Below are 22,835 nucleotides of genomic sequence, written 5' to 3' on the forward strand. Positions count from 1 at the left end.
ACACAATGCGTCGACAGGGGCGCCGATACGCTCTGCCCCTCATACAGCGAAGTCAATGCGAGCGCGCATGCGGATCACAACCGGAATCGAAGGACTGGACAGCATCATTGGCGGCGGGCTGCCGCAGGCGCGGCTGTACCTGCTCGAAGGGCCACCGGGCTCCGGCAAGACCACGCTGTCCCTGCAGTTCCTGCTGGAAGGCCTGCGACGCGGCGAGCGCTGCCTGTACATCACGCTCTCGGAAACGGCCGAGGAGCTGCGCGAAGTCGCGTTGGCCCACGGTTGGTCGCTGGACGGCCTGCACCTGTTCGAGCTGGGTACGGCCGAAGGGGCGATGGGCAACGGCCGCCTGCAGTCGGTGCTGCACTCGTGGGAAATGGAGCTGGACGAGACGGTCAACCTGATCATGTCCAAGGTGGACAGCATCGGGCCGACGCGCGTCGTGTTCGATTCGTTGTCGGAACTGCGCCTGCTGGCACAGGATTCGCTGCGCTATCGCCGGCAGATCCTCGCACTCAAGCAGTTCTTCGCGCCCAAAAGCGCGACGGTGTTCCTGGTGGACGACCTGACGTCCACCGGCGATGAGCGCGATGGCCAGCTGCACAGCCTGTGCCACGGCGTGCTGTCGCTGGAACGCCTGACCCTGGACTTCGGCCCTGCGCGGCGGCGGATGCAGGTGCAGAAGCTGCGGGGCGTCGATTTCGTTGCCGGCTACCACGACATGGTGATCCGTCGTGGCGGCGTGCAGATTTTCCCGCGCCTGATCGCCTCCGAGCATCACGGCCGGTTCGTCGGAACGCCCATCAGCAGCGGGGTGGACGAGATCGATCGGCTGTTGGGCGGTGGACCGCTGCGCGGTACCTCCACGCTGCTGACCGGTCCGGCCGGCAGCGGCAAGACCAACGTGGCACTGCAATACGTGTGGGCCGCCTGCGAGCGCGGTGAGCGCAGCTGCATCTTCGAATTCGACGAGCGGGTCGGCACGCTGCTGGCACGCGCCTCCGCGCTGGACATCGACCTGGACAAGCACCTGCGTTCGAGCCTGCTGGAAATCCTGCAGATCGATCCCGCGGAAATATCGCCCGGCGAGTTCTCCTGGAACCTGCGCAAGGCCGTGGAAGAACGCAACTGCAGCGTGCTGGTGATCGACAGCCTCAACGGCTATGTCACCGCCATGCCGCAGGAAAAACAGCTGATGCTGCAGCTGCACGAGATGCTGTCCTACCTGAACCAGAAGGGCGTGGCGACCTTCATGATCAACCCCCAGCATGGGCTGGTCGGCACCATGTCCACCGGCAGCCTCAACGTGTCCTACATCGCTGATGCGGTGGTGCTGTTCCGCTTCTTCGAAGCCAAGGGACGCATCCGCAAGGCGATCTCGGTGATCAAGAACCGCGGCGGTGCGCACGAGGACACCATCCGTGAACTGAAGATCGACGGGCGCGGCATCACGGTCAGCGCCGCGCTGGCCGATTTCCAGGGCATCCTCACCGGTACGCCCGAATTCGTCGGCGACAGTGCGGCGCTGCTGGGCCAGTCCAATGTCCGATAGCGATGATGGCGGCACGGTTGTCCGCATCGTTGCTCCCTTCGGCCGCGATGCTGACAGCATTGCGGCGGTGCTGGCCAACGCGTGTCTGAAACCGCACATCGCACCCGGTCTGGAGGTATTGGCCAGCCAACTCGATGACCGCACCGGGCTGGTGGTGGTGACCCAGGAAGCAGTGGCGCGCGACAGCGAAGCGTTGCTGCAGGCGCTGCAGCAGCAGCCGGCCTGGTCGGACATTCCGTTCATCCTGCTGCGCTCGGCGCGTTCCTATCGGCGTTCCACCCGCGAACCGCTGCTGCCCGGCTCGATCAACGTGGTGGAGATGGACCGGCCGCTGGGCAGCATGTCGCTGCTCAGCGCAGTGCAGGGTGCGCTGCGTGCACGCGCGAAGCAGTTCGTGGTGCGCGACCAGGTCACCGCATTGGCTGATGGCCGCGCGGCGCTGGCACGCAGCGAGTCCGAACTGCGCCTGATCGCCGACGCGATGCCGGTGCTGATCGCGTTCGTCGATCGCGCGCTGTGTTTCCGCTTCGCCAACAAGGCCTACGAAAGCTGGTTTGAACTGGCCACCGGCGACGTGATCGGCAGGCATGTGCGCGAGGTCATCGGCGAGCCGGTATGGCAGCAGCGTCGGCCGGCGATGGAAGCGGCGTTGGTCGGCCGTGAGGCGGTGTTCGAGATCGTCTGGCCGCATCGCGTGTACGGGCGCCGGGACTGTGAAGTGCGTTACTCGCCGCGCCGGGATGCCGAAGGCCGCATCGACGGCTTCCATGTCTTCGTCACCGATATCACTGCCGCCAAGCTGGCCCTTGCCAGCAGCCAACAGCACGCGCACGCGCTGGAGGCGATGGTGGCCGAGCGTACCCGTGAGCTGGAAGCGCAGATGGCGGCGCGCGAGGCCAGCGACGCCGCACTGCGGCAGTCGCAGAAGATGGAAGCGATCGGCCAGCTGACCGGCGGCATCGCCCACGACTTCAACAACATGCTGACCGGCATCCTGTCCGCGCTGGACATCGTGCGCCTGCGTCTGGACATGGGCCGGGTCGACGACCTCGAACGTTTCCTCGACACCGCCACCGCCTCGGCCCAGCGTGCGGCGGCACTGACCCAGCGCCTGCTGGCGTTCTCCCGACGGCAGTCGCTGGATGCGCGGCCGGTGGAGATCAACACCCTGCTGGTTTCGGTACAGCACCTGCTGCACAGCACCCTGGGCGAAGCCGTGCGTATCCGCGCCGAGCCCTCGCCGCTGCCGTTGCACGCCACGCTGGATGCCAACCAGTTCGAAAGCGCGCTGTTGAACCTGGCCATCAACGCGCGCGATGCGATGCCGCACGGCGGTGATCTGACCCTGCGCGCATCGGCGGTCAGCGTTCGCCAAGGTCAATACACCGCCGTGCCCGCAGGCGACTACGCGATGGTGGCGGTGGCCGATACCGGTGCCGGCATGGCGCCGGAAGTGGTCGAGCGTGCCTTCGAGCCCTTCTTCACCACCAAACCCATCGGCAAGGGCACGGGTCTGGGCATGTCGATGGTGTACGGCTTCATGCAGCAGTCCGGCGGCCACATCGCGATCGAGTCCAGTCTGGGCGAGGGCACGACGGTGCTGTTGTTCATTCCGTTGTCGGAAGCCGTGGCGGAGGACGAGCCTGCACCCTCGCAGCCGATCCGGCGTGGTGCCGGCCAGTCCATCCTGGTGGTGGAGGATGACGAACAGGTACGGATGCTGGTGACGGTGGTGCTGGAAGACCTGGGGTATCACGCCCAGGTGGTGGGCGATGCGGATGCGGCCATCCCGATCCTGGCTTCGGCGCAGAACATCGACCTGCTGGTCACCGATGTCGGGCTGCCGGGGCTCAACGGCCGCCAGTTGGCGGAGATCGCGCGGCAATCGCGGCCAGCGCTGCCGATCCTGTTCATGACCGGCTATGCGGAAAAGGCACAGGAACGCGCGGCCTTCCTCGATGAAGGCATGGCGATGATCGCCAAGCCGTTCCTGCTGGATGAATTCAGCATGGCGGTACGCACGGCGATGCCGGGCGGCGCGTAGTGGCGTAGGTCCTGTAGAGCCGAGCCCATGCTCGGCTGTCGTCGGACTAGCGTCTCACGCATGTTGCCGAGCATAGCTCGGCACTGCAAAAGTGCTATGCGCGCAGCGACGACTCGCGCACCACCAGCTTCACCGGGATGCTCTGGCCTTCCACCGGCTGCCGGCCGATCAGCGCCAGCAGCTTCTCCACCAGCAGCTGGCCGGCCTGCTTGGTGTCCTGCTGCACGGTGGTCAGCGGCGGCGACACCGAGGCCGCCAGCGGGATGTCATCAAAGCCGGTCACCGCCACGTCCTGCGGCACCCGCAATCCCTGCTCGCGCAGGGCGCGCACCGCGCCGATCGCAATCAAGTCGCTGGCCGCGCAGATCGCATCGATGGAACGGTGCTGGGCCAGCAGTGCCAGGCAGGCCTCATGACCGGATGCCTCGGTGGTGATCGCATCGTGCTGCAGCGCCGGGTCGGCGGCCAGCCCATGCGCACGCAGCGCTTCCACGTGGCCGCGATAGCGCTCCTGGAATTCCGGGTAGTGGCTGGAGGCATGGCCGAGGAACGCGATACGGCGGCAGCCCTGTTGCAGCAGGTGGGCGGTGATGTCATGCCCGCCCTGGAAGTTGTCGCTGCCGATCGACACCCCCGGCTGGCCGGGCAGGGCCGCGCCCCAGCGCACAAAGTGGGTGCCTTGTTCCACCAGCCGCTGCAGGCGGTCGCGTGACTCGTGGTAGTCGCCATAGCCGAGCAGGATGATGCCATCGGCCTTGTTGCTGTCTTCGTAATCGGCCTGCCAGTCGGTGGACAGCTGCTGGAAGGACACCAGCAGGTCCTGCCCGTGCAGCGCGCAGGCACGGGTGATCGAGCCCAGCATCGAGTGGAAGAAGGGGTTGATCAGCGAGTCGTCATTGGTTGGGTCCTCGAAGAACAGCAGGGCCAGGGTGCCGGCGTTGCGCAGGCGCAGGCTGGAGGCGTTCTTGTCGACCTTGTAGTTCAGCTCGCGGGCGATGCGCAGGATGCGCTCGCGGGTCTCGGCGTTGACCATCGGGCTGCCGCGCAGGGCCCGCGACACCGTGGGCTGGGAGACCCCGGCCAGGTGGGCGATGTCCAGGGAGGTGGCTTTGCCTTTGATGGTCATGGGGGCCGGAAGGGGGATGATCGGGGAATGATGCCATGGGTGGACGGCGGTGCTGCTGGCCGGCGCTTGGCCCCGGCTGCCACACTTGGTGGCATCACCGTTGGAGCTGCGCTGTGACGTATCGCCTGTACCCGGTCGCCGATGACTTCGAGGCCCGCATCCGGATCCTGCGAGCTGATGAAGGCGGTCGCCTCAGCCCGCCCAGGAACGGCATCCGCTGGGATTTCGCCTACGCCGAGCGATCGGGCGAGCTGGAGCTGTTCATGATCTGGCCCGACTTCGTGCTTCCCAGCGGCGACAGCTGGGCCTGCGATGTGCCGCTGCCGGTTGACCAGATGCTGCTGGCGAGGATGTCGGTACTGAATGACACGCTGCGGCTACAGGTCCATCGGCCACGGATCCGGCCTGGCTTGCGCTTCCACTGCCATGAGGGGCCGAAGGTGGTCGCGGTGGGGGAGGTCACCCGCATCACCGGCCTGGATCGGGCGCGGCCTGCCGGCGCCTGAGCCGCACCCGCCACGCCTCGATCGCGGCTGGATCCGACGCGGATCCAGCGATTTCCCGACGGGGTGGGGCTGGCAGGAATGGTAAGATGACCCATTCCGATATCCCCCATTCTCAACCGTGGGCGGCCCAGCGTATCGGCACCCCGCTGGGTGTGCTATCACTGGAGCAGCCCCGGACAACGGAAGAACCCATCTATGGCGCGCGGCATCAACAAAGTCATCCTGGTCGGCAACCTCGGCAACGACCCGGACGTGAAGTACACCCAGGGCGGTATGGCGATCACCCGCATCAGCCTGGCCACCACCAGTGTCCGCAAGGACAAGGATGGCAACCAGCAGGAGCGTACCGAGTGGCACCGCGTGGTGTTCTTCGGCAAGCTCGGCGAAATTGCTGGTGAGTACCTGCGCAAGGGCAGCTCGGTGTACGTCGAAGGCAGCCTGCGTTACGACAAGTACACCGGCCAGGACGGCGTGGAGAAGTACTCCACCGACATCATCGCCGACGAAATGCAGATGCTGGGCGGCCGCGGTGAAGGCGGCGGCGGTGGTGGTGGCAACTTCAGTGGCGGCGAGCGTCCGCAGCGCCAGCAGGCCCCGCGCCAGGAGTACGGCGGCGGTGGCGGTGGCGGCGGCAACGCGCGTGGCGGCCAGGGAGGTGGTTACAACCAGGGCGGCAACCAAGGCGGCGGCTACGGCCAGCAGCGTCCGCAGCAGCAGCCGCAGCAGGCGCCGCCGATGGACGACTTCGCTGACGACGATATTCCGTTCTGATTGGCGGCCTGGCTGCAGACAGCACAAAACCCCGGCAGGGCCTTGAGGCTGCCGGGGTTTTTGATTTACCGCCTAAGTACTTTCTTTTTCAGCCGTAACCGAGCGTGCCGCTCTGTCTGGTCAGCACATGTTTCATAGCGAGGGTCGGCGCAGGAACCGCACTTTTCGCATATGAGTCGTCCACAAGCACAAGTTTTTTGCTTGCCGTACACCAGAGGGCGATGTCCGCATTCAACGTTCTTTTCTTCTAGTCGTCCTCCACAATGTGCCAGTAGGGTCTTCCGCTGTCCGTCGGGGAAAGTGCCAACCAGTACACCGTTGTAATAGATGGTGATGTCCGAAATGGCAATAAACTGCGACCGGGAGACGTGCTTCTCAAGGATAGATAGTGCGTTTAGCAGCGTCTCTATCATGTTGGCGGGATCGATAATTCCTATGCCTGAAACTGCTGATGGTTGGTTGGAAGCCGGGTCATTTTGGAAAATTGATGGGTCTGTAATTCTGAGATCTCTGGCTCTGGCTGTTCGCGCTAGGGATGCGGCATGCATAGCATCTTCGGGTGAATGAGCGTGCCATCTCAGAATGCTTAGAATAGATTTTGTATCTGCCAATTCACTCGCGGCGCGCCAGCGTGCCCATGCGTGAAGAGTGAAAAGATAGAGCCAAGGAAGTCGTGGAACGCATACTTCCTGTCGTGCTGCGATGCGATTCGATTGGGATGATCGGAGAAGATCCAGGAAGTCTCTCTGTTGCGTGGTCAGGCGGTCATTTCCGGGAGGTTCCATGCCCCAGAATGAAAAGAGTACAGGTGGAATTGCTGTGATGCAGCGCCGACCAACTGCAGTTTTTTCTAAGGATGAAAGGGAATTACGCAGCACCGCCATAGCCTGGTCGCGCTCCTCGTACTGAGCCTTTGGGTAGTCCCATGCCCAAGCCGGTAGCTCAATCAGTCTTGAAACTGGATTTGTTCGTAGCGTGAAAATATCTTTGAATTGCTCTAGAAGTTTATATATTTCTATTGATTTTGTGACGCCCAGAACCCGCATGTATTCTGAAGTTGTGCACCTTAATCTGCCACCAGTCTTCCATGTGTAAGGGCTACTGACCCCGCACAGTGTTACATCGTTACCGGCAGCATCGCTTTTGAAGCCCTTGACCTTCCAGCGGCTGGACTGTATCCCGCCGTTGATGTTGCGCCGGAGGTTTTTAACATCCACGCCATGCTTTCCGCCTACGCGCAGATCCATCTGTTGCCATTCCGTCGTGCTTCCATCCAGTTGATGCAAAGCGATATCTTCTGTGGGCAGCCCCAATCCGTTGATGTAAGTCGCAGCGCATTTTTCCGCTGCTCGCGCAGTCATCATTTGGGCGCTCAGGGCGTGCGCCATCTCTTCCGGCGTGTCAATTCCTAACTGTGGGATCCACATGTCGGATAAGCGTTGATCATTATGGTTGAGGCTGGAGAGAACAAGAGTTGCGTCCATGCGCCCAACTTCGTGGGATTGATTCGCAATGTAGCTAAGTCGTTCGATTGAATTGCCTGGATCTGCGTCACATTTTTGTAAGGCGATTGCGACTGTTGTCCAAGGCGCGTCTGTCCATTTTTCCCACTGCAGCCAGTGCGAATCCAATGGCAGTCCCGATTTTATCGATTCCTTAAGGACATCCCACCAGTTGGTCCCAGTTTGGGGCTGGTTTTCGAGGGCGAGACGTGCCCATTGCGCTGCTTCCGAAACCAACATCTGCGTCCTATTTGCAAATGCGATGCGTTGTAACTGATCTCGGTGGGCAGGTAATGATTCCCACATTGGCTTAAGCCATGTGATGTCAATTTCCCTCTTGTTATCCTTGATTTGGTCGAATAGTGTCTCTACTGCACGCGGCGTCCTGGCGTTAAGATGGTGCGAAATGGCGCGCTTCCATACTGGCTGTGGCGCAAGAGCTAAGGTGTCGAGCATTGCAGGTGAGAGCCACTCTGCTTCCGTCATTGCATCAATCATTGGATGCAGCAAGCGGTCGATTGCCGGGCTAATACCCGCTAGTAATCGAAGAATAGGGGCAGGGCCGACGTCGGCATCCGACGAGGCTTCTCTATGCGCAAGATGCTGCCGAGCCAGTTCGATAGTGTCTGCGTCGGTTGGAGCGAGTGGCCTGACACTGCTTGCGGATAGACGGCCGTCTGGCTGTCCAACCACGCGCATTCGGATTAGGCGACCTAGTAGCTGGCTATTTATCGATTTGAGAGATGAAATCCGGCTTTCATTAAGGAAAATCTCGCGATTCCGATCGCCAGTCAAACAGCATGCGAAGCCAAATCCACGATTGTGGACCTGTACCACAACGCCGAAATCCTCCATCTCTACTGTGACGCCCTGAGTGAAGCCTCGTTTTGAGCTATTTCCCATCCTTGGTCATGTCCTGAATGCGGCATCAGCATTCTACTTGCGTCCCGGCGGTTTCCATAATGCAGTTGGTAATCTGAGTGGTGATACTCCAGAATCCCTCACCCCGCCGCGTTCATACGATCCACCGCGTCATCGGCCCCGGGAGTGCGTACCGGCGCGTTCTCCTCGGTTGCCGCGCGCCATAGCGATTCGACCGTCGTCTCAAGCGTTGGGACGCGCCCGCTGCTGTCGCGGGCGCTGCCTATTACGCCCTGCACCCGCGGCTCATAGGCCGGTTGCTACATGCCCCGGATGTGGGAACGCGTTTTCGCCAGAACTCGTGGTGGGTGAGAGGCAGGGGCGCACCAGGCGCACGCGCAGGCTCAGCGGCGCGACTTCGATGGCCAGACGGGTCCGCTATGCCAGGGCAGTCAACCTCGGGGCGGCCTTTACGCGATTGGTAGGGATGTCGCAGGCGCGGATCGCGCGCCTGGGCGCTTGATTACTTGGCACGTCATTGGTGTTGTGCCCCGCAGCATGGACTTTCGTGCACTGCGTCTTGCAAAAAAACAATTTCCTCCCCATGGTGCAATCGATTGCATTGCAGCGAAATCGTCAGCGTTTGATACCGGTTGGGAGGCCGGAAAGTGGATGTCCATCCATTCGATCAGACCGGGCCCGGGGCTCACGCGGCGCGATGCGCTGCGCATCGCGGTTGCCGGCAGTCTCGGCCTCGGCGCTGCGGGCGTTCTGCCTGCGTTTGCAGCCACTGCGCCGCTCAAGGGCAACCTGAAGCATTCCGTGGCCCGCTGGACCTTCCCGCAGCTGTCGGTCGCCCAGCTCTGCCAGACGGTGAAGGGCATCGGTTTTGCCGCCATTGACCTGGTGGGCCCGGAGGATTGGCCCACGCTGAAGGCGCATGGCGTATACAGCTCGATGTGCAACGGCGCCGAGCTGGGCCTCACCAAGGGCTTTGCCGGCCGTGAGTTCCACGATCTGCTGGTGGAGCGCTACACGCGGCACATCGACCTGGTCGCCGATGCCGGCTATCGCAATCTCATCTGCTTTTCCGGCAACCGCAACGGCATGGACCCGCAGGACGGCATGGCCAACGCCGAGGCTGGCCTCAAGCGCATCCTCGGGCATGCCGAGAAGCGCGGCGTGGTGCTGGTGATGGAGCTGCTGAACTCCAGGGTCGACCACCACGACTACCTGTGTGACCACTCCGCCTGGGGCGTGCAGCTGTGCCAGCGGCTCGGCTCGGACAACTTCGGTCTGCTGTACGACATCTATCACATGCAGATCATGGAGGGTGACATCATCGCCACCATCGGCAGGCACCACGCCTGCTTCAAGCACTACCACACCGCTGGCGTGCCTGGACGGCATGAGATCGGGGACCAGCAGGAGCTCAATTACCCCGCCATCTGTCGCGCGATCCGCGACACCGGTTTCGATGGTTATCTGGCGCAGGAATTCATGCCTGCAGCGCCTGATGCCGTCGGCTCGCTGCGCGAGGCGATCCGCCTCTGCGACGTCTGAAACGATATCCACCCAGGTGATAGACCCATGGCAGATAATCATTACGACGCCATCGTTGTTGGCTCGGGAATCAGTGGCGGTTGGGCGGCGAAGGAGCTGACCGAGAAGGGCCTGAAGGTCCTGATGCTGGAACGCGGACGCAACATCGAGCACGTCAAGGACTACGTCAATGCGATGAAGGAGCCGTGGGATTTCCCGCATCGCAACCGGCCTACACAGGCGATGAAGGCTGCCTTCCCGGTGTTGATGCGCGACTACGCCCTGGCCGAGAACCTGCAGGGCATGTGGGCCGACGAACAGGAGTCGCCCTACATCGAGACCAAGCGATTCGACTGGTTCCGCGGCTACCACGTGGGTGGCCGTTCGCTGATGTGGGGCCGTCAGAGTTATCGCTTCTCCGACCTGGATTTCGAAGCGAACCTGAAGGACGGCATCGCCGCTGACTGGCCGATCCGCTACGCCGATATCGCACCCTGGTACGACCATGTGGAGAAGTTCGCCGGCATCGCCGGCACGCGTGAAGGGTTGGACGTGTTGCCGGACGGCGAGTTCCTGCCGCCGATCCCGTTGAACATCGTCGAAAAGGACGTGGCCGCGCGGATCCAGAAAGCCTTCGGCGGAACGCGGCACATGATCCACTCGCGCACCGCCAACATCACCAAGCCCATGCCGGAGCAGGGCCGCGTCAATTGCCAGTACCGCAACAAGTGCATTCTCGGCTGTCCCTTCGGCGCCTACTTCTCGACCCAGTCGGCAACGCTGCCGGCGGCCATGAAGACCGGCAACCTGACGTTGCGGCCCTTCTCGATCGTCAAGGAAGTGCTCTACGACAAGGACCGCAAGCGTGCGCGCGGCGTGGAGGTCATCGACGCAGAGACCGGCCAGACCTACCAGTACACGGCCAAGGTCATCTTCCTCAACGCGTCCTCCTTCAACTCGACCTGGCTGCTGATGAACTCGGCCACCGATGTGTGGGAAGGCGGGCTGGGCTCTTCGTCCGGCGAACTGGGGCACAACGTGATGGACCATCATTTTGGTGCTGGCGCCTCGGGCCGGGTCGAGGGCTTTGAGGACAAGTATTACTTCGGGCGTCGTCCCTGCGGCTTCTACATTCCGCGGTTCCGCAACATCGCTACTGACAAGCGCGGCTACCTGCGTGGGTTCGGCTACCAGGGCGGTGCCAGCCGCACCGGCTGGTCGCGCGAGATCGCCGAGCTGAACATCGGTGCCGACCTGAAGGACGCGCTGACCGTGCCGGGCGACTGGCGCATCGGCATGACCGGCTTCGGCGAGATGCTGCCGCACCACGACAACACCATCCGCCTGGACCGCGACCGCAAGGACAAGTGGGGGCTGCCGGTGCTGGCGATGGACGTAGCCATGCGTGCCAACGAACTGGCGATGCGCAAGGACATGGCTGCCGATGCCGCCGAGATGCTGGAGGCGGCCGGCGTCAAGGACGTGGAGATGCACGACAGCGACTACGCTCCGGGCAAGGGCATCCACGAGATGGGGACCGCGCGCATGGGTCGTGACCGCAGGACCTCCGTGCTGAACCAGCACAACCAGGTGTGGGATGCGCCCAATGTCTATGTGACCGACGGTGCCTGCATGACCTCCAGCGCCTGCGTGAATCCCTCGCTGACCTACATGGCGTTGACCGCGCGCGCGGCCGACCATGCCGTGCGCGAATTGAAAGCGGGGAATCTCTGATGGATCGCCGCGAACTGTTGAAGATGATCGTCGCCGCCACCGGCGCGGCCATGGTCGGCCTGCCTGCGCTTGTTCATGGGCAGGCGCCGGCTGCCGGTACGAAGCCTCACTTCTCCGACGCCGATGTCGGCACGCTGGACGAGATCGCCGAGACCATCCTGCCACGGACGAAGACGCCGGGGGCGAAGGACGCCGGCGCCGGTGCTTTCATGGCGACGTTCGTCAGCGACTGCTACACCGCCCGGCAGCAGGCGACGTTCCGCGCCGGTCTGGCCGATATCGATAAGCGCGCCGGTGGCCGCTTCGTTTCACTTGCGCCGCAGGCCCGCACCGAACTGCTGCGCACGCTGGACGCAGAGGCCAGGAAACACGCGGTCGAGGTGACCGAGACCGGCACTGCCGAGGAAGGAGAAGCGATGCCGCATTACTTCACGATGATCAAGCAGCTGGCCATCTTCGGCTTCTTCACCTCGAAGGTCGGTGCGACCGAAGTGCTGCAGTACGTTGCCGTGCCGGGCCGCTACGACGGCGACCTCGCCTATGTTGCCGGCATGCCCGCGTGGGGGACCAGCTGATGGAAAACGCCGTGATGATCCGCTCTCTGTTGCTTGCCGCCGGCCTGCTGATGGTAGCGCCCGCATTCGCACAGGCCGGTGCCGATCCTGCGCGCGATCCGAAGAAAACCGAGGTGTGGACGCCTGTGCCTGCAGTGGTGGCCACGCCCGCGGGCAGAGCGCCCTCCGACGCGATCGTGCTGTTCGATGGCAGGGATGTCTCCGCGTGGGAGTCCGAGCAGGGTGGGCGCGTGCCTTGGACCGTAGCCGACGGCGCGCTGACCGTGGTGCCGGGCAGCAAGGGCATCCGCACCAGGCAACGCTTCTGCGACATCCAGTTGCATGTCGAGTGGCGCACGCCCACCGATACGAAGGGCTTCGACGGCCAGAACCGGGGCAACAGCGGCATCTTCCTGCAGGAGCAGTATGAGCTGCAGGTGCTCGACAGTTACAACAATCCGACCTATGCCAACGGCCAGGCGGGCTCCATCTACAAGCAGGCCATGCCGCGGGTGAACGCTTCGCGTGCCCCGGGCGAGTGGCAGGCCTACGACATCCTCTGGAAGGCACCGCGCTTCTCGCCGGGTGGCGGGCTCACTTCGCCCGCGCGTATCACCGTGCTGCACAACGGCGTGCTGGTGCAGGACGACACCGTGCTGGCGGGCAAGACCGAGTACATCGGCGCGCCCTCGTACTCGCCACATGCGTGCGCGCCGATCTATCTGCAGGAGCATGATTCCAAGGTCAGCTACCGCAACATCTGGGTGCGCGAACTGTAACGGCTGCCTGCTACTTCGCCAGGAAACTGGCGATGTCATCGATTTCCTGCTGCGACAGCTGGGAGAAGGGCGGCATCAATCCGCCGCCCTTCCTGATCTTGTCCTTGATCTGCGCCGGTTGCAGCCGCTTGCTGACGTCGGTGAGGGCGGGGAACGCGCCCGGCATGCCCGCACGGTCTGCGCCATGGCAGGCCGTGCAGTTCGCGGTGTAGAGCTTTGCGCCGGCGGCAGGGTCATCCTTGCACCACGCCGCAGTCGTAAACACAGCACAGGAAAGAACCACGGCCACTGTCAGGATCGTCTTCAAGGAGGTCTCCTTCGCTAGCGCTGTGCGCTGGCGGGCAGGGTGACGGTCAGGTGTTCCCGCAGGTAATCCGCGCCGGTCTGGATGACTTTGGCCGGGTCGCGCGGCTGGTCGTGCTCGACGATGTACCACTGCACGCCGGCCTTTGCCGCGGCCGGCAGGATCGCCTTCCAGTCCAGCACGCCCTGGCCGACGGCGGCAAAGCCACCCTCGTCTTCGGCCTGGCCTTTGGGTGCGTTGTCCTTGGCGTGTACCGCGAACAGCCGACCGCGGAATTTCGCCAGCATCACCGCCGGGTCCAGGCCCGCACGCGCGACCCAGGCCAGGTCCAGCTCGGTCTGCAGGTCGGGCCCCGCCGCTGCGAACAGCAGTTCCAGTCCTGTCCGGCCATTGAAGTCGACGAGCTCGAAATCGTGGTTGTGGTAGGCCAGTCGCATGCCCTTGGCGCGTACCTGTTTCGCGATCCTGCCCAGCTCCGTGCCCAGTGCGGTCCAGCCCGCGGCATCGGTCGGCCGATCCTTCGCGTCCAGGTATGGCACCACCAGCGTGGTGTTGCCGATCAATCGGTTGAAGGCCACCACGCCGTCAAGGTCCTTGCGCAGCTCGGCCAATGGCACGTGCGAGGAAATCGCCTTGATCGAATACCTCCCCAGCAACTGCTTGAGTTCGGTAGCGCTGACGCCCTGCGTGCCCACCGTTTCCACCGCACCCACGCCCGCGTCTTGGACGATCTTCAGCTGCTGCTCAAGCGAGCCGGCATTGCGCAGGGTGTACATCTGTACCGCGATGGGCTTTTGTGGGCCGGCAGCTTCGCGTGCGAAAGCGGGCAGGGCAGCGAGCAGCAGCACTGCGAGCGTCGCAGCTCTACGAACAGGGGTGTTCATCAAAAGATCCTCCCGGGATTCAACCGATGGCGGTCCAGGCGCGCGTCCTGGCCGATGTGATGACGCGGTCGACGATCTGCGCCGAGCGCATGCCGTCTTCGAAGGTGGGCAGGCCGTGCGGCCGCTCGCCTTCGATGGCGCGATAGGTGTCGGCAACAAATGCTTCGAAGCAATGGCCATAGCCCTGCGCGTGCCCCGCCGGCAGCACCGACAGCCGGCGCTGTTCGGCACTGCCGGCGCCTGGCCCACGCACGAAGATTTCCTCGCGCTGCTCGGGCAGGCCGATCCACAGCCGCTCGGCGTCCTCCTGGTTGAAGGCCACGCTGGCTCTGGCGCCATCGATCTCGAACCAGAGGCGATTGCGGCGTCCCGCCGATACCTGACTGACCGTCAACGATGCCAGCGTACCGGCGCCGGTACGGAACATCGCCGCGGCCACGTCCTCGCTCGCCACCGCCTGCATCGCGCCACCTGCCGCCGCTGTCGTGAAGCTCTTGCCGGTGTCGGCGCTGCGTTCGGCGATCACCGTGTCGAACGCCGCGCTGACCTCGGTGAAACGCTCGCCGCTGACCCACTCCACCAGGTCGCACCAGTGCGAGCCGATGTCGGCGAACACGCGCGATGCGCCGCCCAGTGCCGGGTCCACGCGCCAGTTGTTGCTGGCCGGGTCCAGCAGCCAGTCCTGCAGGTAGCTGCCATGGATCAGGTGCAGCGGTCCCAGTTCGCCCTGCGCGATGCGTGCGCGCGCCTCGCGGACGACCGGGTGGTAGCGGTAGACGAAGGGCACCGTGGCGATCAGTCCGGTCGCGGCAGCCAGCGCAGCCAGGGCCGCGGCGTCTTCCAGCATGGTGGCCAGCGGCTTCTCGCAGATCACATGCTTGCCGGCCTGCAGTGCGGCCTGTGCCATGGAGTGGTGCAGATGGTTGGGCGTGCAGACATGCACGACCTGGACCTGTGGGTCGGCGACCACCTCCTCGATGTCCCGATAGCCGCGTGGAACATTCCACGACTGCGCCACTTCAAGCGCGCGTTGCGGGGAGGAGGCGGCCACGCCACGGATATCGGCGCCGGCCAGCAGTGCCGCGCGGCGATGCACGGCAGCGATCATGCCCGTACCGACGATGGCGATTCCAAGCTTTGGCATCGGGTAGTGTCCTCAGGGCGTGGAAGGTGCGGCCGCGACCACCGGCCGGTCGCGGAACAGCAACAGGAAGGCGACCAGCACGATCAGCGCGACGCCTGCCGGGAACAGCCAGATCTGCTGCCAGTCCGGTCCCGCCGCCGTGGTGAAGTGCTCCACCACCGCGCCGGACAGGAACGTGCCGATCAACATGCCCACGCCGTACGTGGCCAGGGTGATGAAGCCCTGCGCGCTGCTGCGCGCGGCCGGGCCGGCATGCGCATCGGTGTAGATCTGGCCGGTGACGAAGAAGAAGTCGTAGCAGATGCCGTGCAGCACGATGCCGATCACCAGCAGCGAGAAGCCGCCGCCTGCATCGCCAAAGGCGAACATGGCATAACGCACTACCCACGCGGCCATGCCTACCGCCAGCATCGTCTTCACCCCCAGCCGCACGAACAGGAACGGCATGGCCAGCATCAGCAGGACTTCGGAGACCTGCCCCAGCGACTGCAGGCCCGCTGCGCCGCGCACACCGAGATCATTGAGGTACGGGTTGGTGAAGTTGTAGTAGAACGCCAGCGGGACGCAGATGGCGATGGACGACAGGAAGAACACCAGATACGAGCGTGACTTCAGCAGCCGCAGCGAATCCAGCCCCAGGATCTGTCCCAGCCCGGCATCGCGCTGCTGCGCCAGCGGCGGCGTATGCGGCAGGGTGAACGCGTACAGACCGAGGGCCAGCGACGCCATCGCCGCCATCCGGAATGTCAGCTCAAGCCGGTGCGCCTGCTCCCAGCCCAACCAGCCGATCAGCACGCCGGCCACGATCCAGCCGATGCTGCCGGCCACGCGCACCGGGGGGAATTGTTTCTCGGGCGATTGCATGTGCCGCATCGCCACGCTGTTGGCCAACGCCAGCGTCGGCATGAACAGCAACATGTAGCCCATCACGCAGGCGAAGAACGTGTTGAAGTCCGTCGCCGTGGACGCCAGCCACATCAGCGCCGCGCCGGCCAGGTGAAGTACCGCGAGGATGCGCTGGGCGGCGAAGTAGCGATCCGCGATCAGGCCGACCAGGAAGGGGGCCACGATGGCGCCGATGGACTGGCTGAGGAAGGCCGTCGCCACCTGGCTTGCACTGGCCTGCAGCGGGCCTTGGACGAGATAGGTTCCCAGGGTCACGAACCACGCGCCCCAGATGAAGAACTGCAGAAACATCATCGCGCCCAAGCGCGACATCGCGTGCGTCATGGCTTGCCCTCCCGGGGCGGTATCGGCTCAGATTCCCAGCATGCGGTGCAGTGAAGCGGCGTCCGTGCCGCTGTCGGCAAAGTCGTCGAAGGCGCGTTCGGTCACGCGGATGATGTGGTCGCGGATGAAAGCGGCTCCTTCCCGTGCACCGTCTTCCGGGTGCTTCAGGCAGCACTCCCACTCCAGCACTGCCCAGCCGGGGAAGTCGTACTGCGCGAATTTCGAGAAGATCGCCTTGAAGTCGATCTGCCCATCGCCGAGTGAACGGAACCGGCCTGGACGATCGATCCAGTCCTGGTAGCCGCCATACACGCCACTGCGCGCGCTGGCGTGATATTCCGCATCCTTGACGTGGAAGATGCCGATGCGCGCGTGGTAGCGGTCGATGAAGCCGAGGTAGTCCATCTGCTGCAGCAGCATATGGCTGGGGTCGTACAGGATCTTCGCGCGGGGATGCTGGTCCACCACGTCGAGGAAGCGCTCGAAGGTCGCGCCGTCATGCAGATCCTCACCCGGGTGGATCTCGAAGCACAGGTCCACGCCGCACGCGTCGAACGCATCCAGGATGGGGCGCCAGCGGCGGCCGAGTTCGGCGAAGGCTTCTTCCACCAGCCCGGGCGGACGTTGCGGCCAAGGATAGAAATACGGCCAGGCCAGCGCGCCGGAGAACGTGGCATGCGCCGTCAGCCCCAGGCGCTGGCTGGCCTTGGCGGCCAGCAGCAGCTGCTCCACCGCCCAGGCCTGGCGGGCGGCAGGATCACCGCGTTTGTCCGGCGGCGCGAATCCGTCGAACAGGCTGTCGTAGGCGGGATGGACGGCGACCAGCTGCCCTTGCAGGTGAGTGGACAGTTCGGTGATCTGCAGGCCATGTCCGGTCAGCATGCCGGCGATGTCGTCGCAGTACGTCTGGCTGTGCGCCGCCTCGGCCAGATCGAACAGGTGGGGCGCGCTGGTCGGCACTTGTAGGCCAGAATAGCCCAGGCCCGCGGCCCATCCGGCCAGCGTGTCCAGCCGATCAAAAGGAGCTGTGTCGCCGATGAACTGCGCCAGGAACAGCGCTGGACCCTTGAGCGTCTTCAACGTGATTCGCCCTCGATGCAATCGATTGCATTATCCTAGCAGGGGCTCACGCAGGACCTGTTGTGCACTGCACAGCGGACAGGAGAACTAACGCCATGGCCACCATCTACGACATCGCAAAGCACGTTGGCGTCTCTGCCGGCACGGTGTCGCGCGCACTGTCCCGGCCGGACAAAGTCCTGCCGGCCACCCGCACGCGCATCGAGCAGGCCGCTGCGGCGCTGGGCTATGTTCCCAACACGGTGGCCAGGACGCTCAAGACCCAGCGCAGCGGCAAGATCCTGGTCACTGTGCCGGACATTGCCAACCCGTTCTTCGCCCAGATTCTGCAGGGCGCGGAGGACGCGGCGCAGGCCGTCGGCTACGCCGTCCTGCTGGGCGATACCCAGAACCTGCCCGAGCGCGAGGAGCGTTACGCGCAGATGCTCCGGCGCAACGAGGCCGATGGCCTGATCGTGCTGGGGCATCGCCTGCCGCCGACGGCACGCGATATCGTCGAGCAACGGGGGGTCGCCGCGCCGGTGGTCAACGGATGTGAGTTCGACCCCGCGCTGGGCATTCCCAGCGTCCACATCGACAACGCCGCCGCCGCGCGCGCGGTGATGGAACATCTGTACGGCCTGGGGCATGAGCGGATCGCCGTGGTAGGCGGGCCGCCCGACAATCCGCTGCACACGCAGCGACTGGAAGGGGTTCGCGCCGCCGGAAGGGCGCGTGGCCGCCTGCGCCACCTCAGCATCGTGCCGGGTGACTTTTCGGTGGAGTCCGGCCATGCGGCCGCGATGGCGCTGTTGGCCGTCGCGCCGGCGCCCACCGCGATCTTCTGCTTCAGCGACCAGATGGCGCTGGGCACCCTGGCAGCCTGCCGGGATCTGGGCATCCGCGTGCCGGATGACGTCTCCATCGTCGGCTTCGATGACCTGGCCTCATCACGTTACCTGACGCCTCCGTTGACGACCATCAGGCAGCCGATGCGGGAGATCGGCGAGCGCGCAGTCAACCTGCTGCTCGCCATCATCGAACAGGTCGATGTGCCACGTCAGCAGACGCTGGAGTTCAGTCTGATGGTGCGGGGCTCGACGGCGTCGCCCAGACGAAGCTGAGCGCAACGGCGGGGTGGCGTGATGCCGCGCTTTCCCCGCCTCAGGGCTTGCCGCGCTTTGCGTCCACGCTATAGCGCCCTGGCCCGCTGCACGCCAGCAGCAGGAAGCCGCCGGCGATGGCCAGATTCTTCAGGAACATGATCTGCTGCACCGGGTCGGCCAGCTGGTGGTGGAAGATGAAGGCCGTGACCAGGCTGAAGGCGGCCAGCACCGCTGCCACTGCCCGGGTCTGGAAGCCGAACAGGATGCACAGGGCCGTGCCGATCTCGAACAGGATGGTGGGCCACAGCAGGATGCCGGGAAGACCCATCGCCGCCATGTAGCCCTGTGTTGCCGCCGGGTCGGACAGCTTGCCCAGGCCGGATACCAGGAACAGCAGCATCAGCAACACACGGGCGGCCAGCTTCGCAAGAGAGTGAAGTGATGTGTTCACGGCAACGTCCTCAGGGTGGGCAGCGTGGATGGAGGTCGAGAACCTGTGCGGGCATCGAAGCCCATCACGAGTGAAGTCGGTGTTGAGACCAACAGCTCCGGCATCCTGCGGGACAGGTCCTTCGATTCATATCCCACACGCATGAGTGATATCCAGCTGATGCTCTGTTTCCATCAGTGCGCGGCCGTTAGCGTGGGGGCTCGTCGAATGAGCACGTGCCCCGATGCCAGCCAGAGCTACCTTCCGCACCCTTCTTCCGCGCACAGGCATGCTGGTCGCCCTGTTGGCCGTAGCCAGCCTTGCATCGGCGGCAGTACCGCAGCCGCTGCAGATACAGCAGCAGGGCAGCCTGCTTGCCGGCGGTTCGGTCGCCACTGCGCCGGGTACGTTCGATCCGTACCGGCCGCTGCTGCCTGAAGGTCAGACCTTCCATGGCGACCATGTCTATGCGTTCTACCAGATACCGGTAAATGCCCGGCCATTGCCGATCGTGATGCTGCACGGTGCGGGTCAGTCGTCCAGGAGCTGGGAAACCACGGCCGATGGGCGCGAAGGTTTCCAGAACCTCTTCCTGCGCCGGCGCTTTGCGACCTACCTGCTGGACCAGCCCCGGCGCGGAAAGGCCGGCAGGAGCATGGTCGAGCAGACCATCAAGCCATTGGCCGATGAGCAGTTGTGGTTCAACCAGTTCCGCATCGGCGTATGGCCCGACGCGTTCGCGGGCAGCCAGTTCCCGCCTGGCGGAGTCGCCCGCGAGCAGTTCTTCCGCTCCATGACGCCCAATACCGGGCCCTACGACAGCGCGGTTGTCGCCCAGGGGATCTCCGCGCTGCTGGACAAGACAGGCCCAGCGATCCTGTTCACCCATTCGCAGGGCGGTGGGCCCGGTTGGCTTGCCGCGATCAGCAACCCCGGCGTGCGCGCCATCGTTGCGTTCGAGCCAGGCAGCGATTTCGTGTTCCCCGAAGGCGAAGCACCGGCACCCATCACCAGCGCATTCGACACGCTTGTGCCACGCGTCGTTGCGCAGGACCAGTTCGATGCGCTGACCCGCATTCCGATCCTGATCTTCTACGGCGACAACATACCCGCCGACCCCGTGAGGCTGCCGGCCCAGGACAGCTGGCGGGCACGGCTGCAGATGGCGCGGCTGTGGCGGGACGCCGTCAACCGCCATGGTGGCGACGTGCGGCTCATCCATCTGCCGGAGATCGGCATCAAGGGCAACAGCCACTTCATCTTCTCCGACCTCAACAACATCGAGATCGCCGATCTCGTATCGACATTCCTTGCCGACAAGCACCTGGATTGAAGGGAGACATCCATGAAGCGAAATGCCCTCCACGCCACCCTGCTGGCCATCGCGATCGGACTGGGCGTGGGCAAAGCGCAGGCGGCCGATTACCGTGAGAACCCGTATACGTTGGCCTATGAAGGGGCCATCACCGGCAACGTCGCCGGTGAGGTGAACATCCATCCGGTGTCGTACACGCTCAATGGCCTGCGGATCGCCGCCAACGTCTACACGCCGCCCAACTACGCACCCGGCAGCAAATACCCGGCAGTCGTGGTGGCGCACCCCAATGGCGGGGTCAAGGAACAGGTTGCCGGCCTGTATGCCCAGCGGCTGGCCGCGGAGGGGTACATCACCATCACCGCCGATGCGGCCTACCAGGGGGCCAGCGGCGGTCAGCCACGCAACGTGGACAAGCCCGCCTTCCGCATCGAGGACATCCACGGCATGGCGGACTACATCACCCGCTATCCGGGCGTCGACACCACGCGGCTGGGACTGCTGGGCATCTGCGGCGGAGGTGGCTACTCGCTGGCTGCGGCGCAGACCGACAAGCGCTTCAGGGCGGTGGCAACGATCAGCATGTTCAACTCGGGGCGTGTCCGCCGCAATGGTTATGTGGACTCGCAACTGCAGACGATCCAGCAGCGCCTTCAACAGGCATCCGCCGCACGCGCGCAGGAAGCTGCCGGTGGCCAAGTGCTGTACTCGGGCGACGCCAACCTGACCGATGAGCAGATCGCCAGCCTGCCTTTCGATCTCTACCGGCAGGGATATGAGTATTACTGGAAGACGCACGCTCATCCGGGCTCCACCTTCAAGTACACCACCAGCAGCCTGCTGGACCTGATGCGCTGGGATGCGACCGACCAGATCGAACTGATCGACCAGCCGCTGCTGATGATCGCCGGCAGCAAGGCCGACAGCCGCTACATGACCGAGGACGCGTTCGCCAAAGCGACAGGGACCAAAGACAAGGAGCTGTTCACCCTGGAAGGTGCCACCCACATCGAAACCTACTGGGTGCCGCGGCATGTGGATGCGGCGGTGGCCAAGCTGACGACTTTCTATGGACGCACGTTGTGATCGACCGTGCCCGTCCGGGCGGCGACAAACAGAACGATCTGCATTGAGGACTTCATGATGACCAGAACACTGTTGGGCATTGCACTGGGTGTCGCCGCGCCCTTGGCGCAGGGCGCCGAAGCAGACACGCAGCAGATCGTGCGTGGTGGCACGCAGGCTTCCACCGCAGGTCCAGCCGAGTACTTCACCGGCAAGGTCCGCGTTGATCCGTTGTTCCCGGCCGAAGCGGGCATTCCTGCATCGGCGGCCTATGTGACGTTCGACGCCGGCGCGCGATCGGCGTGGCATACGCATCCCGCCGGGCAACGGCTGGTGGTGGTGTCCGGTGTCGGCCTGACCCAGCAATGGGGCAAGCCGGTGCAGGAGATCCGACCGGGGGATGTGGTGGTCTGTCCGCCGGGAGTGAAGCACTGGCATGGCGCATCGGCGAGCAGTGCGATGACTCATCTGGCGGTGAGCGGCACGGTGGATGGCAAGACCGTGCACTGGATGGAGAAGGTCAGTGATGACGCTTACAACGCCCGTTAGCCGGCGACGATGCGGCTGGGTTGCTGCCGGCATCTGCATGGCGGCCCTGACCATGCCACATGCCTACGCCCATCCGCCGCAGGAGACACGCGCCATGAGCAACACCCACGCCGACGCACAGCAGCTATCGGCCCGACAGCAGTCCATCCCGTTGATTGCCGCTGCGATGGCCACCAGCAACATGCCCCGGCTCGACATGGCGCTGAACCGTGGTCTGGATGCCGGCCTCACCGTCAGTGAAGCGAAGGAAATCCTGGTGCAGCTTTACGCCTATACCGGTTTCCCGCGCAGCCTCAACGCGCTGGCGGAACTGCTGCGCGTGACCGATGCCCGCAGGCAGCGTGGCATCGAGGACGCGCCCGGACATGAACCCAGTCGCGCCATTCCGGTAGGGAATGCATTGCTGGCCGCAGGTACCGCCAACCAGACGCGTATCTCCGGCGCACCGGTCACTGGCCCGGTGATGGAGTTCGCGCCGGTCATCAACCAGTACCTGCAGACGCACCTGTTCGGTGACATCTTCGAACGCGACACCCTGGACTGGCAGAGCCGCGAGCTGGCCACCGTCGGCGCATTGGCAGTCACGCCCGGGGTGGAAGCACAGCTGCGCTCACATGTTGCGGCCAGTCAGCGGGTTGGCCTGACCATCGCGCAGCTGCGCCAGGTTGCGCGGCTGCTGGCCGAAAGCGGAGAGGCCGCTGCGGCAGCGCGTGCCGATGCGGCCATTGACCAGAACGTCGCCGCTTCCGCGCGTTGATGCTTGCCTGCGCTGCGGGCC

The 22,835-nt window shown here is 64.4% G+C and carries 21 protein-coding genes; 13 read left to right on the forward strand and 8 right to left on the reverse strand.

Translation table 11 applies throughout. The features are described 5' to 3' along the window. Nucleotides 1-55 precede the first annotated feature (55 nt). Nucleotides 56-1,552 carry an ATPase domain-containing protein gene (locus tag CR156_RS02520; RefSeq protein WP_100551786.1) on the forward strand — a complete coding sequence of 499 codons (1,497 nt, stop codon included), beginning with the start codon at nucleotides 56-58 and terminating at the stop codon, nucleotides 1,550-1,552. Further along, complete coding sequence (locus CR156_RS02525; protein WP_100551787.1) at nucleotides 1,542-3,596, forward strand: PAS domain-containing sensor histidine kinase; 2,055 nt, start codon at nucleotides 1,542-1,544, stop codon at nucleotides 3,594-3,596. The genes CR156_RS02520 and CR156_RS02525 overlap by 11 nt, the downstream gene beginning before the upstream one ends. Before the next feature lie 94 nt (nucleotides 3,597-3,690). Here CR156_RS02525 and CR156_RS02530 read toward each other — a convergent pair whose 3' ends face one another. Beyond that, nucleotides 3,691-4,722 (reverse strand): LacI family DNA-binding transcriptional regulator, encoded by a 1,032-nt coding sequence (locus CR156_RS02530; protein WP_100551788.1) that lies wholly within the window; start codon nucleotides 4,720-4,722, stop codon nucleotides 3,691-3,693. Between the two features lie 113 nt (nucleotides 4,723-4,835). On the opposite strand from CR156_RS02530, the gene CR156_RS02535 reads away from it, so the two are divergent. Further along, on the forward strand, nucleotides 4,836-5,228 hold the full coding sequence (locus CR156_RS02535; RefSeq protein ID WP_100551789.1) for a hypothetical protein: 393 nt from the start codon (nucleotides 4,836-4,838) through the stop codon (nucleotides 5,226-5,228). A 195-nt stretch (nucleotides 5,229-5,423) separates the two neighbouring features. After that, a complete protein-coding gene (locus tag CR156_RS02540) occupies nucleotides 5,424-5,999 on the forward strand; it encodes a single-stranded DNA-binding protein (RefSeq protein ID WP_100551790.1) in 576 nt (191 codons plus the stop codon). A gap of 65 nt (nucleotides 6,000-6,064) precedes the next feature. On the opposite strand, the gene CR156_RS22635 is transcribed toward CR156_RS02540, so the two are convergent. After that, entirely contained in the window at nucleotides 6,065-7,987 is a 1,923-nt protein-coding gene (locus tag CR156_RS22635) for a hypothetical protein (RefSeq protein ID WP_133120038.1), read from the reverse strand. A 1,047-nt stretch (nucleotides 7,988-9,034) separates the two neighbouring features. Here CR156_RS22635 and CR156_RS02545 point away from each other — a divergent pair. The 4 genes from CR156_RS02545 to CR156_RS02560 are packed head-to-tail and all read left to right on the forward strand — an operon-like array spanning nucleotide 9,035 to nucleotide 12,971. Next, nucleotides 9,035-9,925, forward strand: coding sequence for a hydroxypyruvate isomerase family protein (locus CR156_RS02545; RefSeq protein ID WP_100551791.1), 891 nt, complete (start codon nucleotides 9,035-9,037; stop codon nucleotides 9,923-9,925). Nucleotides 9,926-9,952: 27 nt separating this feature from the next. After that, a complete protein-coding gene (locus CR156_RS02550; protein WP_100551792.1) occupies nucleotides 9,953-11,638 on the forward strand; it encodes a GMC oxidoreductase in 1,686 nt (561 codons plus the stop codon). Beyond that, the gene (locus CR156_RS02555; RefSeq protein ID WP_100551793.1) at nucleotides 11,638-12,213 is read left to right on the forward strand and encodes a gluconate 2-dehydrogenase subunit 3 family protein; all 576 of its coding nucleotides are present in this window, start codon (nucleotides 11,638-11,640) and stop codon (nucleotides 12,211-12,213) included. Before CR156_RS02550 ends, CR156_RS02555 begins: the two co-directional genes overlap by 1 nt. A gap of 14 nt (nucleotides 12,214-12,227) precedes the next feature. Continuing rightward, nucleotides 12,228-12,971 carry a 3-keto-disaccharide hydrolase gene (locus CR156_RS02560; protein WP_409349539.1) on the forward strand — a complete coding sequence of 248 codons (744 nt, stop codon included), beginning with the start codon at nucleotides 12,228-12,230 and terminating at the stop codon, nucleotides 12,969-12,971. A gap of 10 nt (nucleotides 12,972-12,981) precedes the next feature. Here CR156_RS02560 and CR156_RS02565 read toward each other — a convergent pair whose 3' ends face one another. From CR156_RS02565 to CR156_RS02585, 5 genes are read right to left on the reverse strand one after another with little or no spacing between them, the layout of a single operon-like run. Next, a complete protein-coding gene (locus tag CR156_RS02565) occupies nucleotides 12,982-13,278 on the reverse strand; it encodes a c-type cytochrome (protein WP_089239438.1) in 297 nt (98 codons plus the stop codon). 14 nt (nucleotides 13,279-13,292) lie between these two features. After that, complete coding sequence (locus tag CR156_RS02570) at nucleotides 13,293-14,159, reverse strand: sugar phosphate isomerase/epimerase family protein (protein ID WP_100551794.1); 867 nt, start codon at nucleotides 14,157-14,159, stop codon at nucleotides 13,293-13,295. A gap of 19 nt (nucleotides 14,160-14,178) precedes the next feature. Next, nucleotides 14,179-15,303: a Gfo/Idh/MocA family protein gene (locus tag CR156_RS02575; protein ID WP_100551795.1), complete on the reverse strand. Its 1,125-nt coding sequence runs from the start codon at nucleotides 15,301-15,303 to the stop codon at nucleotides 14,179-14,181. Between the two features lie 12 nt (nucleotides 15,304-15,315). Then, on the reverse strand, nucleotides 15,316-16,533 hold the full coding sequence (locus CR156_RS02580) for a nucleoside permease (protein ID WP_100551796.1): 1,218 nt from the start codon (nucleotides 16,531-16,533) through the stop codon (nucleotides 15,316-15,318). A gap of 27 nt (nucleotides 16,534-16,560) precedes the next feature. Beyond that, a complete protein-coding gene (locus CR156_RS02585) occupies nucleotides 16,561-17,613 on the reverse strand; it encodes a sugar phosphate isomerase/epimerase family protein (RefSeq protein ID WP_100551797.1) in 1,053 nt (350 codons plus the stop codon). A 95-nt stretch (nucleotides 17,614-17,708) separates the two neighbouring features. Between CR156_RS02585 and CR156_RS02590 the strand changes: the two genes are divergently transcribed. After that, nucleotides 17,709-18,716: a LacI family DNA-binding transcriptional regulator gene (locus CR156_RS02590; RefSeq protein WP_100551798.1), complete on the forward strand. Its 1,008-nt coding sequence runs from the start codon at nucleotides 17,709-17,711 to the stop codon at nucleotides 18,714-18,716. A gap of 40 nt (nucleotides 18,717-18,756) precedes the next feature. Here the strand turns inward: CR156_RS02590 and CR156_RS02595 are convergent, their stop codons facing one another. Then, nucleotides 18,757-19,149 (reverse strand): DoxX family protein, encoded by a 393-nt coding sequence (locus tag CR156_RS02595; RefSeq protein WP_100551799.1) that lies wholly within the window; start codon nucleotides 19,147-19,149, stop codon nucleotides 18,757-18,759. 268 nt (nucleotides 19,150-19,417) lie between these two features. Between CR156_RS02595 and CR156_RS02600 the strand changes: the two genes are divergently transcribed. The 4 genes from CR156_RS02600 (at nucleotide 19,418) to CR156_RS02615 (ending at nucleotide 22,814) form a co-directional block, all read left to right on the forward strand. After that, nucleotides 19,418-20,461 (forward strand): alpha/beta hydrolase, encoded by a 1,044-nt coding sequence (locus CR156_RS02600; protein WP_243381682.1) that lies wholly within the window; start codon nucleotides 19,418-19,420, stop codon nucleotides 20,459-20,461. Nucleotides 20,462-20,473: 12 nt separating this feature from the next. Continuing rightward, nucleotides 20,474-21,529 carry an alpha/beta hydrolase gene (locus CR156_RS02605; protein WP_100551801.1) on the forward strand — a complete coding sequence of 352 codons (1,056 nt, stop codon included), beginning with the start codon at nucleotides 20,474-20,476 and terminating at the stop codon, nucleotides 21,527-21,529. A gap of 57 nt (nucleotides 21,530-21,586) precedes the next feature. Further along, complete coding sequence (locus CR156_RS02610) at nucleotides 21,587-22,057, forward strand: (R)-mandelonitrile lyase (RefSeq protein WP_100554062.1); 471 nt, start codon at nucleotides 21,587-21,589, stop codon at nucleotides 22,055-22,057. A gap of 94 nt (nucleotides 22,058-22,151) precedes the next feature. Continuing rightward, on the forward strand, nucleotides 22,152-22,814 hold the full coding sequence (locus CR156_RS02615; RefSeq protein WP_207764186.1) for a carboxymuconolactone decarboxylase family protein: 663 nt from the start codon (nucleotides 22,152-22,154) through the stop codon (nucleotides 22,812-22,814). The last annotated feature ends 21 nt before the right edge of the window (nucleotides 22,815-22,835 follow it).

The sequence above is a fragment of the Stenotrophomonas lactitubi genome (assembly GCF_002803515.1).
Classification (GTDB): Bacteria; Pseudomonadota; Gammaproteobacteria; order Xanthomonadales; family Xanthomonadaceae; genus Stenotrophomonas; species Stenotrophomonas lactitubi.

Bases quoted from the DNA above. Each gene is read 5' to 3' on its own strand.
- CR156_RS22635 (WP_133120038.1), bottom strand. From the start codon at position 7,987: ATGACGGAAGCAGAGTGGCTCTCACCTGCAATGCTCGACACCTTAGCT.
- CR156_RS02525 (WP_100551787.1), top strand. From the start codon at position 1,542: ATGTCCGATAGCGATGATGGCGGCACGGTTGTCCGCATCGTTGCTCCC.
- CR156_RS02580 (WP_100551796.1), bottom strand. From the start codon at position 16,533: ATGACGCACGCGATGTCGCGCTTGGGCGCGATGATGTTTCTGCAGTTC.
- CR156_RS02550 (WP_100551792.1), top strand. From the start codon at position 9,953: ATGGCAGATAATCATTACGACGCCATCGTTGTTGGCTCGGGAATCAGT.
- CR156_RS02555 (WP_100551793.1), top strand. From the start codon at position 11,638: ATGGATCGCCGCGAACTGTTGAAGATGATCGTCGCCGCCACCGGCGCG.
- CR156_RS02520 (WP_100551786.1), top strand. From the start codon at position 56: ATGCGAGCGCGCATGCGGATCACAACCGGAATCGAAGGACTGGACAGC.
- CR156_RS02530 (WP_100551788.1), bottom strand. From the start codon at position 4,722: ATGACCATCAAAGGCAAAGCCACCTCCCTGGACATCGCCCACCTGGCC.
- CR156_RS02545 (WP_100551791.1), top strand. From the start codon at position 9,035: ATGTCCATCCATTCGATCAGACCGGGCCCGGGGCTCACGCGGCGCGAT.
- CR156_RS02590 (WP_100551798.1), top strand. From the start codon at position 17,709: ATGGCCACCATCTACGACATCGCAAAGCACGTTGGCGTCTCTGCCGGC.
- CR156_RS02605 (WP_100551801.1), top strand. From the start codon at position 20,474: ATGAAGCGAAATGCCCTCCACGCCACCCTGCTGGCCATCGCGATCGGA.
- CR156_RS02540 (WP_100551790.1), top strand. From the start codon at position 5,424: ATGGCGCGCGGCATCAACAAAGTCATCCTGGTCGGCAACCTCGGCAAC.
- CR156_RS02600 (WP_243381682.1), top strand. From the start codon at position 19,418: ATGCTGGTCGCCCTGTTGGCCGTAGCCAGCCTTGCATCGGCGGCAGTA.
- CR156_RS02570 (WP_100551794.1), bottom strand. From the start codon at position 14,159: ATGAACACCCCTGTTCGTAGAGCTGCGACGCTCGCAGTGCTGCTGCTC.
- CR156_RS02615 (WP_207764186.1), top strand. From the start codon at position 22,152: ATGAGCAACACCCACGCCGACGCACAGCAGCTATCGGCCCGACAGCAG.
- CR156_RS02560 (WP_409349539.1), top strand. From the start codon at position 12,228: ATGATCCGCTCTCTGTTGCTTGCCGCCGGCCTGCTGATGGTAGCGCCC.
- CR156_RS02575 (WP_100551795.1), bottom strand. From the start codon at position 15,303: ATGCCAAAGCTTGGAATCGCCATCGTCGGTACGGGCATGATCGCTGCC.
- CR156_RS02610 (WP_100554062.1), top strand. From the start codon at position 21,587: ATGACCAGAACACTGTTGGGCATTGCACTGGGTGTCGCCGCGCCCTTG.